General features: G+C 39.6%; 12 protein-coding genes. 5 read left to right on the top strand and 7 right to left on the bottom strand.

Annotation, left to right across the window (positions count from 1 at the left end; all coding sequences use genetic code 11):
* Window positions 1-14 precede the first annotated feature (14 nt).
* The 4 genes from B3600_RS03150 to B3600_RS03135 all read right to left on the bottom strand — a co-directional run bounded on the left by B3600_RS03150 (window position 15) and on the right by B3600_RS03135 (window position 4891).
* Complete coding sequence (locus B3600_RS03150; RefSeq protein ID WP_286752051.1) at window positions 15-3221, bottom strand: M1 family aminopeptidase; 3207 nt, start codon at window positions 3219-3221, stop codon at window positions 15-17.
* A 2-nt stretch (window positions 3222-3223) separates the two neighbouring features.
* On the bottom strand, window positions 3224-4096 hold the full coding sequence (locus tag B3600_RS03145) for an ABC transporter ATP-binding protein (protein WP_286752050.1): 873 nt from the start codon (window positions 4094-4096) through the stop codon (window positions 3224-3226).
* Between the two features lie 69 nt (window positions 4097-4165).
* Window positions 4166-4372 carry a helix-turn-helix domain-containing protein gene (locus B3600_RS03140; RefSeq protein WP_046672837.1) on the bottom strand — a complete coding sequence of 69 codons (207 nt, stop codon included), beginning with the start codon at window positions 4370-4372 and terminating at the stop codon, window positions 4166-4168.
* Window positions 4373-4375: 3 nt separating this feature from the next.
* Complete coding sequence (locus B3600_RS03135; protein WP_070561071.1) at window positions 4376-4891, bottom strand: DUF2975 domain-containing protein; 516 nt, start codon at window positions 4889-4891, stop codon at window positions 4376-4378.
* Window positions 4892-5208: 317 nt separating this feature from the next.
* Here B3600_RS03135 and B3600_RS03130 point away from each other — a divergent pair, with 317 nt between their 5' ends.
* Window positions 5209-6393, top strand: a complete 1185-nt coding sequence (locus tag B3600_RS03130; protein WP_286752049.1) for a metallophosphoesterase — start codon at window positions 5209-5211, stop codon at window positions 6391-6393.
* Between the two features lie 169 nt (window positions 6394-6562).
* On the opposite strand, the gene B3600_RS03125 is transcribed toward B3600_RS03130, so the two are convergent.
* The gene (locus tag B3600_RS03125) at window positions 6563-7207 is read right to left on the bottom strand and encodes an ankyrin repeat domain-containing protein (protein WP_286752048.1); all 645 of its coding nucleotides are present in this window, start codon (window positions 7205-7207) and stop codon (window positions 6563-6565) included.
* Between the two features lie 405 nt (window positions 7208-7612).
* On the opposite strand from B3600_RS03125, the gene B3600_RS03120 reads away from it, so the two are divergent.
* Entirely contained in the window at window positions 7613-8824 is a 1212-nt protein-coding gene (locus tag B3600_RS03120; protein WP_046672923.1) for an amidohydrolase, read from the top strand.
* Between the two features lie 267 nt (window positions 8825-9091).
* Entirely contained in the window at window positions 9092-9835 is a 744-nt protein-coding gene (gene arr, locus B3600_RS03115; protein ID WP_286752047.1) for an NAD(+)--rifampin ADP-ribosyltransferase, read from the top strand.
* A gap of 32 nt (window positions 9836-9867) precedes the next feature.
* Here arr and B3600_RS03110 read toward each other — a convergent pair whose 3' ends face one another.
* Window positions 9868-10452 carry a hypothetical protein gene (locus tag B3600_RS03110; RefSeq protein WP_286752046.1) on the bottom strand — a complete coding sequence of 195 codons (585 nt, stop codon included), beginning with the start codon at window positions 10450-10452 and terminating at the stop codon, window positions 9868-9870.
* Window positions 10453-10874: 422 nt separating this feature from the next.
* Entirely contained in the window at window positions 10875-11441 is a 567-nt protein-coding gene (locus B3600_RS03105; protein ID WP_286752045.1) for a YceI family protein, read from the bottom strand.
* Window positions 11442-11640: 199 nt separating this feature from the next.
* Here B3600_RS03105 and B3600_RS03100 point away from each other — a divergent pair, with 199 nt between their 5' ends.
* Together B3600_RS03100 and B3600_RS03095 are read left to right on the top strand one after the other, a co-directional pair.
* Window positions 11641-12696 carry an NAD(P)-dependent alcohol dehydrogenase gene (locus tag B3600_RS03100; RefSeq protein ID WP_286752044.1) on the top strand — a complete coding sequence of 352 codons (1056 nt, stop codon included), beginning with the start codon at window positions 11641-11643 and terminating at the stop codon, window positions 12694-12696.
* Between the two features lie 191 nt (window positions 12697-12887).
* The gene (locus tag B3600_RS03095; RefSeq protein ID WP_286752043.1) at window positions 12888-13832 is read left to right on the top strand and encodes an aldo/keto reductase; all 945 of its coding nucleotides are present in this window, start codon (window positions 12888-12890) and stop codon (window positions 13830-13832) included.
* Window positions 13833-13951 lie beyond the last annotated feature (119 nt).

Genomic DNA, 13951 nt, shown 5'->3' with positions numbered 1-13951 from the left:
TGTTTCGACATTTTCTACAAAAATAGTTTACGGATGTTCTTGTGCAATGCTGGTTCGCTGATCCTGAGAAATTCATGAATTAGGTCCTCACTTGTGGGCGGTCGATGTGGAAAGGCATAGTGCTGTAAAAAAGTCCTCAAAGCAGTATTTATTTTTTGTTCACCTATCAATTCATGTAATTGATACATGGCTAAAAGGCCTTTATAATAGGCAACGTTTGTATTTCCAGGGGATACTCTCATTAAAGCTTCGTCTACACTGTTTGCTTTTCCAATGTCATAAAGATCTTGATACATTTTGACCATTTTCTTTACTCCTTCGGGACCATGTTTGTGTTTATAACACATTAATTCGGTATACATAGCGAGCGTTTCTGTTAGCATTGTAGCGCCTTCTCTCCGGTCATCGGGGTCAATTTGACTGTTACCCCACCATTGGTGCGATAACTCATGGCCGGCAAGTTCATTAATGACGTCTCTTGTTTTTTCGCGACGTAGATCTGAATGAAAGGTCATGTTCTCATTCATAAAAATCATACCGGGATAAGCCGTCGCGTTAAATCCACTAACAAATCCAGATATTTCGACGAAACGTATGCTTTTAAATGGATATTTTCCAAAGTTGTTTTGACAATAGGCTAAAGTTTGCTTTGAGTCGTTTATAAGTTGTTTAACATTCTCCGCGTGTTTGCTGTCATAATATACCTCGATGGATATATTGTCGTAAGAGGATTTTTCAACCATATATACAGCTGATGATATTCCGAAACGGAAGGGAATTGGTCCTGTTGATTTATAGTGAAAAAAGTTTCGATTTCCTTTTTGCCATTTTCTGATAAATTCTCCAGTCGCGATACAGGTTTGGTCACTGTCACTCGAAATAATTGTTTCAAGGTCGACATATCCATAGTCGTAGGGAAGAGCATCAGGCTGTTCTAACTTTTTTAAAGCGCTTGCTTTTCCCAGCGCTCGCTTTTTACGCTCAAGTGGGTCTTCTATTTCATTTTGGTGCTGATAACCAAATATGGGGTAATAGCGACTGATACGCATAAAAGAACCATTAGCTAAGATAGCATTCATGGGATCGTGACGATTGAACGGTGTCCATTTGTATTTTATTGTAAATTCCATTGTAATAGAATCTCCAGGCATGAAGGGGCTTGTTAGTTTAAATCGGTGGTGACCATAGGTGCTGTCGGTAGCTTTTTGTACGGCGCGGTCTATGTTGACATGTGCTAATTCCATAGCAGGATCCGTGTAAAGTAATAGACTATCCAGCGGAGCGGCTGATTTATTGACGAGCTTATATAGGCCACTAATGATATATTCATTTGACGTCGGATAAAGATCTATTTCGGTTTTGACCGAAACGATCGTTGGCTGGGGAATATGCTGATAGTGCCTGTATTTCTGTTCATAATGTTGCATCCAATCGATTTCCGCTGCTGAATTGCCGACTTGAGTTCGCTGATAGATGAAATGGCCTGAAATCAACAAGACAGCAACCATTAACACAGCGAAGACCTTTAACTTTGAATGCGATTTTAAGTTTACTGAAAAAGATCTTGCCTTTTGCCGGGTGAGCGTTGTGCCAATAGCGATAAGGGCCGAAAAGGAAGTCCAGTAGATCATTTTAAAGCCAAATGCATGCAGATAGGCGCCAAACCCATTCATGTCGCCGCTATAGTTTAAGGGTGATTTTGCAAAACGGAAAAGTGGATGCTCTATGCCAAGCATGGTACCAATAAAGGAATTGGTCAATGCAAAAAACAAGACTGTCAAAAGTAATGCTGGATATTTTAGTCCCACAATAGTCTGTATACTGATAATAACTGAAGCATACAGTAGAGATGGGACGCCAAGGATATAAAAAAGACTTAGATATAGATTCCATTCAATTTTTGGATATTGGAATATAAGTTGAAGAACCATGCATTGCAGAATGCTTATTGTAATAAGTAATAATGCAATACAGCACAACGAGATCCACTTGGCCAGCATGACAACTGTTACTTGTACTGGAGTGCTGTCTTCGAGTACATATATCCGCGTACTTCGAGATCTCCAGACTGTTTCCATGCCATAAAAAGATAGGACGGAAAGTAAAAAAAGAGGAAAGCTATTGATGATGTTCCGAACCATTAATCCCGTGCTGGCATAGCGTTGTGGTAGGCGCATTCCTGCATCGATGTTACTGTATATTTCCATACCTAGAAAAAACAACCATAGCGCAATGACAACGACAAAGGGTAAACCTTTTAGTAGGGCTCGAAGGTCAATCTTTAGAAAGCTATAAAGCGTATGCCAATCATAAAGCCAACCTTTTTCGGATATGCTTATTTGTCCCCTAGGAAGGATTGGCTGGTTTCCAGCCTTTTGCAGCGGCGGTTTTATATTCTTTTTTGTCGTGCAATGAAAACGTGCTCGACGGATCGCAAGTAACGTCAATGCAGATGAAAATACAAGTAGACCAATCCGGTTTATCAAAAAATTTCCTTTGAGCTGGAGCAATGTCGAGTTTTTCAAAGCTGGGCTCCATGACTGACATTGTTCAAAGAAAGCAGCCAGACCAAAAGGGTCGATTATGGCCATCCGGCTTATGGTCTCGGAGGAAACGGGGGATGCGTTGGCAAATAATGGCGAATTCGAAAATAAAGAGACAGCGAAGTATAGGATATAAATGAAAACTCCCGAAAGAAAAACAAGCATTTTACTACGGCTGGTCCAAGCAATTGCACTAACAGTTGCGGTGCAGAAAAAAATATTTGGAAGGACGAGTAGTATATAGGGCTGTAGGTAGTTGAGCATACGGAATGGCATAAATTTCTCATGTTCATTTCCTTGTGAAGCATGACCGAGCATCAGCCCAAGGATAAAGAATAGAAATGTTAGGGCCGTGATCAGAAACACCAGCACAAAACGACTCAGTTGAAAAATATTTTTATTGACCGGGGTTGTATACAGGAGTGATGAAAATCGTGCATCTATTTCACGTAAAAATATTTGTGATGAAAAAATAACGATAGTAAAGATATTCAATAGCGATACTAATCCTATGGTGTAAGTTAACACAAAGGGAGAATTGGCGTAAACACCGGCAAATGAAAAAGAAGCTATGACACTAACCCAATAACCAAATGCAAAAAAACAGCATAATAGTGCCAGAAACCATTTTTTTGGAAAGTAAAAGCTGACTTCCAGTAGAAAGTAGTCGATAAACATGGCTATACAATTTGAGATAAATGTGTGAAATAGACATCTTCAAGATCAGGTTTAATTTGCTCAAAACCATTCCCTGGGCTTTTTGTGGCATAAATATGGACGTCTAGACGCCCCCCGTGTAATTGGGCTGATAAGGTGTGAAAATTTTCGTTAAAATAACGTAATTCATTTTTGTCAATCGTTTTTGCCCAAATACGGCCTTCCAACGATTTTAAAAAGTCGTTGGGTGCGCCATTGACCATCAAACTTCCGTTATTGATAATGGCCATTTGAGCACAGAGGCTTCGCACATCTTCCACTAGATGTGTTGAAAGGATCACTATCATCTGTTCCCCGATTTCACTAAGTAGATTGTTGAAACGATTGCGCTCTTGCGGATCGAGGCCCGCTGTGGGTTCGTCTACAATGATAATTTGAGGCGAACCCAACATCGCCTGCGCAATACCAAAACGTTGCCGCATTCCTCCCGAAAAATTGTGAACTTCTTTGTCACGGAATTCGTAAAGATTTACACGTGCGAGCAAATCTAATATATGTTCTTTTCGTCCCTCTTTTTTAATTCCTTTAAGTACGGCAAGATGATGCATGAGTTGATAAGCCGACAGATGCGGATATACTCCAAAATCTTGCGGTAGGTAACCGAGCTGTTTTTTTATAAAAGAGGGCTCATTTAAAATATTGACATCATTCAATACGATGGAACCGGTATCTGCCTGTTCTAAGCCGGCAATGATCTTCATTAATGTCGATTTTCCAGCTCCATTTGGACCTAGCAGTCCAAACATGCCCTGACCGATATGTAATGAAAGTCCCGTAATTGCTTTCACCCCGTTAGGATACGTTTTCGAAAGATTCTGGATTTTTAACTGGTTCATAACAGACTTGTCTTTATACCCACATCGCAATCTGGGCCCTATTAATATTTAATGTCATGGTTTTATGCGCTAATCTGGCACGAATTCCAATATATCACCTGGTTGACACTCCAATACAGTGCATATCGCTTGTAGCGTTTCGAAACGTATACCTTTTGCCTTTCCCGTTTTTAATACCGAAAGATTACCTTGTGTAATGCCGATTTGTTCTGCAAGTTCTTTGCTTTGCATTTTTCGTTTGGCCAGCATTACATCTATATTTACAACAATAGCCATGTACTAGATATATAAATCTTGTTCATCCTGTAAATGGAGGCCTTGCCGGAAGATTTCCGCGAGGAAAAAAACAAAAATGCCTAAAATGAAATGTACAGCAATGAGTATGGCAATACCCCCTTCGACTGTAACAAATACTGCAGCAATAGCCGTGCAGACGATTGGTAGCAATATATTTAACCTGTAATATCGTTTGAGTATAAGCAGGTGGAATTTGGTAAATAGCTTCCTTCGGGTAAACAATTTAAATATTTGCGCAGACAAGAGAAAAAAGATGGTATAGAATGACAGGGGTAGTAAGAATGAAAATACTTTGTACGATACGTTATTATCCACATTCATCAAGGGCGTTATGGTAAATGGATAGTTGATATGAAGAAACATTCCATTGCCATAGGATGCTGTGTTCCAGCCTGTCAGCAGGCATATCAAGGCATACAGGGTTATGATTAAATATAAGCTCCCTAAAAGTGAAGTTATATAGAATAAGATTCTGCCGATTATTTTTGTCCGGTTCATTATGTAATAATTTGGTTTGATACTGTAAATATATAAATAATTACCGTTATACGGTAATTATTTATTAAAATAGAATATTTATAGAGAAATGATAGGATGCTCAAACACTTACATTGACTTTGGCGCCTGCGAGAATGTGGAGCTAGTGCGACATATTGACAGGAATTTAGATCGATCGTACAACCCTTATATCGATCCCTGCCAACAGCGATGCGATTGTCACATAGACATCACTATTTAAGAGGATAAGGGCTGTAAAAGTTAAAAAATATCTTTTGGCATATCATTAGTGATTTAAAATCAATACTTTAATCACAATGGCAAAGAGACTCTTACTGATAATATTCCTATTCGTTTTGGGGGATATCTATTTTTTTCAGGCGTTTAGTACGGTTATTCATGGTTCAATTTGGCACAACATGTATTGGGGGATTGATATTCTGCTGTTTTTGGGTGTTTTTATTTTAATTTTTTTACGGAGAACGGGTTATGATGTCCAGCAGACCGCCACAAGTCTGATCACAGCATTTTTAATTGTTTTCATCCCAAAATTGCTTGCAGTGCCCTTTTTATTTGTTGAAGATCTTATGCGTATTTTTAGTTCCTTTCCTCCACGAAGTCTATTTTTGAGTGAAATTGTATTGTTTTTGGCGGGAGCCATGCTGTTGGTTATTTTTTTCGGTTTAACGAAAGGTCGTTATTTTTATAAAGTGCGTGAGGAAGTCTTGACTTTTCCTGATCTACCTGCGGCGTTCGACGGTTTTAAAATTACACAGCTGTCGGATATTCATTCAGGGAGTTTATCTGATATCAAAAGAGTACGTAAAGGTATCGAATTGGCCAATGCACAAAACAGTGATCTGTTATTGTTTACGGGCGATCTAGTCAATAATAAGGCTTCCGAAATGGAACCCTGGGTTTCAGACTTCAATCGATTAGAAGCTCCTTCGGGAAAGTTTTCTGTCCTTGGAAATCACGACTATGGGGATTATGTGCAATGGGAAAGCATGGAATCAAAAGCCTTAAATTTGAATAGGCTCAAGGAAATTCATCATGAAATGGGGTTTAAATTGTTGCTAAACGAATCGATAGCTATAGAAAAGCAAGGTGAGCGTATCTCGTTAATTGGTGTTGAAAATTGGGGAAAAGGAGGGTTTCATCAATATGGCGATTTGGCTAAGGCAACTCTTGGATTAGAAAAAGATACGTTTAAAATTTTAATGTCTCATGATCCTTCACATTGGGATCATGTTACTTTGGACTATGATCAACATGTCCATTTAACGCTGGCTGGTCATACACATGGTATGCAGTTTGGGATAGAACTATTTGGGTTAAAATGGAGTCCAATTCAGTATTTTTATAAACAGTGGGCTGGACTTTATCAAAAACAGGGAAAATATCTTTATGTCAACCGTGGTTTTGGTTTTCATGGCCTAAAGGGGCGGATAGGTGTTTGGCCGGAAATTACAGTTATTACATTACGGAAAAGCGTTGCCTGATATTTCGTTATGAGATACAACACTCATCTATTAATCGATAAGGTTCATTTCAAATCGATAAGGTTCATTTCCTTCAATTGGTGAAACATACACTGATCTGCAGCATGGTGAGATCCTTACTGAAATTTTATTTAAATTTGACCATTTAATGGAAGATGAACCTTGATATTTATAATGTTAGTATCTTAACAATTTCATTGAAGCCTCTTTGTTGTGCGTGTTGCAACGGGCTTATGCCATTGAAGTCCGGAATATCTAATTTTGCTCCGGCATCTTTTAGAATCTGAACGATTTCCTGATATTTTTTGCTTCCGTCACCGAGTATAATTCCTTCCATCAAAGCGGTCCATCCTAAGCGATTGACATGATCTAACGGAAAATTTTTAGTATTGGCCAATAATCTTACCGTTTCTACATGTCCACGTTCACATGCCGGTATTAAAGCTGTGCCATTATATCGATTAAATAAATCAAAGCGAGCACCGTGATCTAAGAAAAGCTTGACGAGTTCAACTTGCCCACTTGCTCCCGCGTATAAAAATGGGCTATCCATATTATCAGCCTGAATGTTGACATCGGCGCCATATTCTACCAATAATTTGGCCATTTCAAGAGCTCCATTGTTTGTAGCGATAAGTAGAAGAGTACGTTTGTTCGCATCTTTGCTGTTTACGTTGGCTTTACTTTCTAGTGCTCTTCTTACTCCCTGCAGGTCATTTTTGATGACCAATTGAATAATCTCTTCCTGGGACGAATTTTCAGTATAGGAGTTTTCTGTTAATGCCGATCGGCACGAACTTGTTATGCTCATCATGATCAGGAGTATTAAAGTTGTTTTCATCATTCTATTATGCTGTAATTTTCAATAAACTGTCGAATAAGTTTGACGTCTAGTACAAAAATAGGAGATAGGGCTGTTTTTACAATGTGGTTTTCATTCCATCTGTTGGACAATTTATTACAAGCGTGGATCTTAAATGTCGCTATTATTGGTCAAACACAGGCTGAAAGTGTACTCGTGTAGCTCCTGCTCACATACAATGTTAAGTCAAAGTTTGCGTTGTGATAAATTGTTCAAGCTTCGAGATGTATTCTGCAAAACATCCAGAAAAATCATCGCGACCTTTGTTTTGGTCATACTAAGTCATAAATGCGGAAAAAATAATACCGTTTCCATTGTCTAGTAAATTTTAGAAAAAAGAATATGATCAAAAGAAATATGAAAGCTAAAACATATATTTTAAAAAACGTACGGCTTGAGACGGGATTCGAGTTTGATGGAGAGGAAGTAATAAGTACAAATACCGCTTTATGCTGTGTAGAAGTTGAAGCGGGTAAGATCAAAGGAATCAAACCAAATACCCCAAATGCCAATGGAATCGATGCAAAAGGACATTTGATGTTGCCGGCCTTTAAGGATATGCATGCCCATTTGGATAAAATGTTGTTTGGTTTGCCATGGGAAGCAGTATCTCCCACGCGGCATACCGTAAAAGATATGATCGCGTATGAGCAAAAGATGATTCCTGAATGGTTAAGCACCTCGGTCGAAAGAACGGGCAAAATGCTGAATTTTCTGCAGGCATACGGAACTGATTTTATTCGTTCGCATTTCAATGTTGATCCAACATCTGGACTAAGATCGCTAACAAATTTAGAAAAGGCGCTTGCATCAAAAAAAGACACGGTAGACGCGGAGCTGGTTGCTTTTCCACAGCATGGTCTCTATTATACGGATACCTTACCCATTTTGAAGGATGTTGCGAAACTGGATGCTGTTAGTTTCATCGGTGGAGTAGATCCGTACTCTTTGGACGGAAGTATTGAAAAAAGTATGGAGCAGATTACCCGGTTGGCGCTTGATAACGATAAGGGAGTTGACATACATCTCCATGAAATGGGAGAAAGTGGTCTAAAGACAATCGACTTTTTGATCGACCGAACATTGGAAAACCCCCAATTAAAAGGAAAAGCTTTTGTTAGCCACGCTTTTGCACTTAGCCGCCTCGCAAATGTCGAAGTCGAAAAAATTGCGGCGCGTCTTGCCGAGGCGGGCGTGGGAATCGTCTCCTCAGTGCCTTTTGGCAATATGATTATGCCTATTCCGACACTTCGAAAATATGGTGTGGAAGTTTTGATTGGAAATGACAATATTCAGGATCACTGGAATACCTTTGGTTCGGGAAACATGCTCCAGAAAGCGAATCTAATTGCTGAGCTGTATGGCTATGGAACAGAATTCGGCTTATCCAGAACACTCGCTTTCGCCACACGTTACAAATTGCCTTTGGATAATAATGGAAATCAACAATGGCCGAAAGTGGGCGATGAAGCCAGCATGGTGTTTGTTGAGGCAAGTTGTTCTGCTGAAGCAGTTTCTCGGATTTCACCGGTGACTTCATTGATCCACAAAGGCAATATTGTGTTCTAAAGTACGCCACTATCGGATAATAATTGCGTTCCGAACGCTAACTGCCTTCGGGATTCCAGCAATGTGTCGTTTCCTAAATGCCCAACCAATTGTACGTTATTGCGTGGAGAAATATTGAATTTAAGAGAACAATTTTGTTGAAGAGCCGGTTATCCTCATAACTGGCTTTTCACGTCTAAGGCCTTGCTGTAGAACAGATGTTTTTAGGAGTGGTCATTTGTAATTGAGGCGAGAATAATGTATGTTGGATAAAAAATAATTTATACGATGGAATTTTCACCATTTAATGAAGTTGTCAAACTTTGTCTAAAAGGAATACAACTGGAAGAAAGCGGTAGAGCGGAAGAATCACTGTCATTTTTTATGCAAGGTTATCGGGAGGCAAGTGATGACCATGAAAAGTTTTTTGCGGCTTATTTTGTATCGCGGCAACAGAAATCGCTGTCTGATGGTCTGAAATGGCTACACATAGCCTTAGAGCATGCATTGGTAATCAACGATGATCGGGCGACTAGTGCATTACCCGGATTGTATTTGAAGATTTGCGCCTGTTACACAGGGTTAGGAGAAGAAGCAATGGCAAGTGAGTATGCTCGGCTGGCCTCTTCTTATAAAAATATCCCCTTTGATAAGGGACCTTTTTATCATGGGACAAAAGCAGATGCGCAAATCGGCGATTTATTGGTTCCAGGCTTCAATTCCAACTATCAAGCTGACTTAAAAATGAACCACATTTATTTTACAGGCTTGATGAATGGGGCTGGACTTGCAGCGGCACTCGCAAAAGGCGAGCGTAGCGAGCGCGTATTTATTGTTGAACCTACCGGTGATTATGAGCATGATCCCAACCTGACGGATCAGAAATTCCCCGGCAATCCGACACGTTCCTATCGATCTGAATTTCCATTAAAAATTATTGGTGAAGTTGCTGATTGGGCAAAACCCGGCACTCAGGAACTTGAAAAATTTCGTGATAAACTAGACGAGAGTGGCGGCGACATTATCAATTAAGAAATCACGAGTGCCTGCTCCGGCAATCGGAGCTATGTCTTACTGATAACAATCTTGCTGATAACTTCGAAGTCTGAAATTCGATAATCGTCATCAAAAAATAAACCATTGATATAACGTTGGATCGGATAGAACAGATCGGCTGGCGTATCGCCGAAAAAAGTTTTGAAATCGTTCGGAATAGAATACAGGTCATTGTATTGCCCTTTGCCCAAACTGATTCCGCCGATCTTTTTTAAATAACCGGTTATCTTATGTTTGTATCTATTGGAAAATGCTTCTTCCGTTTCTATGAAATAATCTTCAATATAAAAATTACGGATATCCTGAAGATTAAGGACGCTGTTTGGAGCAGGTTTGATACGTCTTGAATAGGATACATCAACCAAAATACAGCTGGCTTTACGGGCTTGGGTGAGATCGATAAAGTAGCCTTCATCGACCATAAGATGTTTACTGTCTTTATATACGCCGAGAAGCATTTCATTGATCTCGCGATCCGAATAATCTGCTATGTTAGAAGATCTTCCCAACTTTTCAAATGCGAGGCCACTGTCACTCCAATTTTTTCTAATTCTATTAAGCTCGTGCTGTTGAAAAGTTTTTATTTTCTCCATATATAATTTGTCTAACCTTACTTTTGGGAGTTTAAAGATAATTTTAAAACTTTACTTTCGTCAATCTTATCGGTTACTAAGTGCAATTTGAATCAAATCTAATTTAACGGAGTCTTTGTTTGCTGCTGTAGAAATGCGCGGACGCGCTATGTTGAGGAGGGATAAATACCTGCACCTAAGGTTCTCTATATAGGCATGCGTACATTAAACCAACTAGATGTATTGATAATAGGCCGTGTTGGGATCACGTCATAATCAATCGGGATGACCGGCAATAGTTGCGAAAAGCAAAACGATGACCTAAGTCAACAGTCCCTGCAGGGGAGTTTCCTATTCAAACCATTTTGATTAGATCATATCGATTCTCGGTACAATGCAATGAAGGAAGAGCCATCTGTATTAACAAATGGCTCTAGTAGTTTTTATTTTACAGCCTTAAGTAGGATATCTAAGGTGAATTCATCATCGATAGCGCGATTGCCTAAGTCGGAGAAAAAGCTTGCTGAACGATACTGTATATCAAAGTCCAGTCGATTTACTTTGACTCCGATAGCTTCAGCGGAAAGCCCATCTGCAGTTGTGGTGACTTTTGCTGGAAAGGAGATCGATTTTGTTTTATTCTTGATCGTCAGATTGCCTGTTATAATTGGATTGCCTTTGCTATTATCAACCTTACTGATGACAAATTTACTGTTGGGATAGGTAGGCACATTGAAGAAATCTTCATTTTTTAGGTGCCCGGTCAATTTAGGTGCATCAGTACAAGCCATGGAATTCATATCTATGGTAAAACCACCGCCGGTAATTTTCCCTTTTTCTGTCTGTACCGTTCCTTCTTGTATATTGATTGTTCCCACATGTCCTCCGACAACTTTTTTAGCATTCCATTTTATTGTCGAATTTTGCGTGTTCACTTTGTAGCTTATCTTTTGGGCGAAGGCCATTGATGTTAAGCAAATAATTGCTAGCGTTAGACTGGTTCTTTTCATTGAAATGATTTATATGAACTCAAATATACATGGTCTTGTGCGGATATTTCTATGTTTAAACTTGTTTTTTTGTTTGCGGAGTGTCAATATTGTATTTGCCTTGCTCTATTCGTCATCAATACCCGCTAACTTAGTACAATATAAAAAGGGGATCGGAGATATCTTCGCATCCAAATTGTGGTCTATAAAAAAAGATAATATGATTAAGTCGAAAGGTTATGCGGCGAAAGACAGCAGTTCTCCACTTGAATACTGGGAGTTTGAAAGGAGGGAGCTTGGTGCAAACGATGTTTTAATAGATATCTTATACAGCGGGATCTGTCACTCCGATATTCATCAAGTACATGACGAGTGGGGTGGTACACAGTACCCAATTGTTCCCGGGCACGAAATTGTCGGTCGGATAAGTGCCGTTGGTAGTGGAGTGACTAAGTTTAAAAAAGGCGATCTGGCAGGTGTGGGTTGTATGGTGGCTTCCTGTGGTGAATGCGATAACTGTAAGTCAGACCAACAACAGTTCTGTTCAGAAAAGAAGACCGTCTGGACTTACAACAGCAAGGATGTGATGCATGATCACAGCTATACTTTTGGTGGTTATAGCAATAATATTGTTGCGGATGCGGACTTTGTGCTGCATGTGCCGGAATCGTTGGATATTAAAAAGGTGGCACCGCTACTCTGTGCTGGAATCACCACCTATTCGCCATTAAAAAGATGGAATATTAGCAAAGGACATAAAGTTGGTGTGTTGGGCTTAGGTGGATTGGGACATATGGCTGTTAAAATTGCAGTAGCAATGGGAGCAGAAGTCACAATGATAAGCCATTCTCCACGTAAGAAGGAGGATGCGGCTCTACTTGGCGCACACAAGTTCTTAAATACGCATGAGGCAGATGAAATAAAAGAATTCTCATCGTATTTTGATTTTATTATTGATACCGTATCGGCACCGCATGATTATAACCTCTATCTTGCATTATTGAAAACAAAGGGAGTTTATATTTGTGTGGGGATTCCAGCTGCGCCCATGGAAATCAATGGACGCTCAATTATGGGGGGAAATAAGATTCTAACGGCTTCCAGCATTGGGGGAATACAGGAAACTCAAGATATGCTTGATTTTTGTGCTGAACATAATATTCTACCCGAAACAGAAATGATTGATATCGACTATGTAAATGAGGCTTATCAAAGGGTATTGGATAGTGATGTAAAATATCGTTTCGTAATCGACATGTCGTCTATTGAAAAGTAATCCAAGAACAGGTCGGTTAAAGAGCCGACCTATTTTTTTAATCGCAATAAAATCTTTACGCGTTTTGACAATTGGATTTGAAGAATGCTGACATGATTCAAGATGGATACCGTAACTTTAGCTTGAGCTTTTCAGCTGGAAAGGCATAGCTATTTTTTTTATTTAAAGGAACAATAAAATAGATAATTTCAATGAAGAAGATAGAAATAAAGCACACAGATTTGCAGATAGCTCCAATTAATTTTGGTGGGAATGTTTTTGGCTGGACATTAAATGAGCAGCAATCGTTTGAAATGCTAGATAAATTTGTAGGAGCAGGGTTTAATTTTATTGATACGGCAGACACCTATTCGTGGTGGGTAAATGGAACCGGAGGGCAGTCCGAAGAAATTATTGGAAAATGGTTAAAAAGCCGTGGTAACCGTCAAAATATAGTAATTGCAACAAAAGTCGGATCGGAGACCAAGGAACACGGATATGATATCTCAAGGAAACATATCTTGAAATCGGCTGATGAATCATTACGACGGTTGGGAGTAGATCATATAGATCTATACTATACCCACTTTGACGATAACATAACCCCCGTGGAAGAGACGTTGTCGGCTTATGCGGACTTAATAGAGGCAGGCAAGGTACGTTATATCGCCGCTTCTAATGTGTCGCCAGCGCGTTTAACGGAAAGCTTTGATGTAGCAGAGAAAAACGGTCTTCCCAAATATGTTGCGTTGCAACCGCATTACAATTTGGTAGAGCGTGCAGGTTTTGAAACAGATTATGCGGGATTGGTCGAGAAGTATGGGTTGAGTGTATTTCCATATTGGTCGCTTGCAGCAGGTTTCTTGACCGGTAAATACCGTACTGAAGCTGACTTTGATAAAACGGCAAGGGGCGGTGGAATCAAAAAATATTTTGATGCTAAGGGTAAAGCGGTCCTGAAAGCGCTCGATGCTATCTCCGAGAAGCATGGCACAACACAGGCTACTGTAGCGTTGGCATGGTTGTTGGCTAAACCGCTGATTACCGCTCCCATTGTGAGTGCCACGAGTGAGCGTCAATTGGATACGCTATGTGCGGCGCCGGCTCTTAAATTAGATACAGAAGATATCGAATTATTAAACGAGGTCAGCAATTAAAATACCGGTAAAAGAGCAATCACAAAATCCCTACATTTCTGAGGGATTTTGTTTTTATTGAGAAGTCGTTCTTGATAGACGGTGGAGATAGCTTATGTATTTTAACAAGTTTATCGTAA

The organism is Sphingobacterium sp. UBA2480 (assembly GCF_002341965.1).
Lineage (GTDB): Bacteria > Bacteroidota > Bacteroidia > Sphingobacteriales > Sphingobacteriaceae > Sphingobacterium > Sphingobacterium multivorum.
Note: the sequence above shows the minus strand (reverse complement) of the source record. Positions and strands in the feature narration are given on the sequence as shown.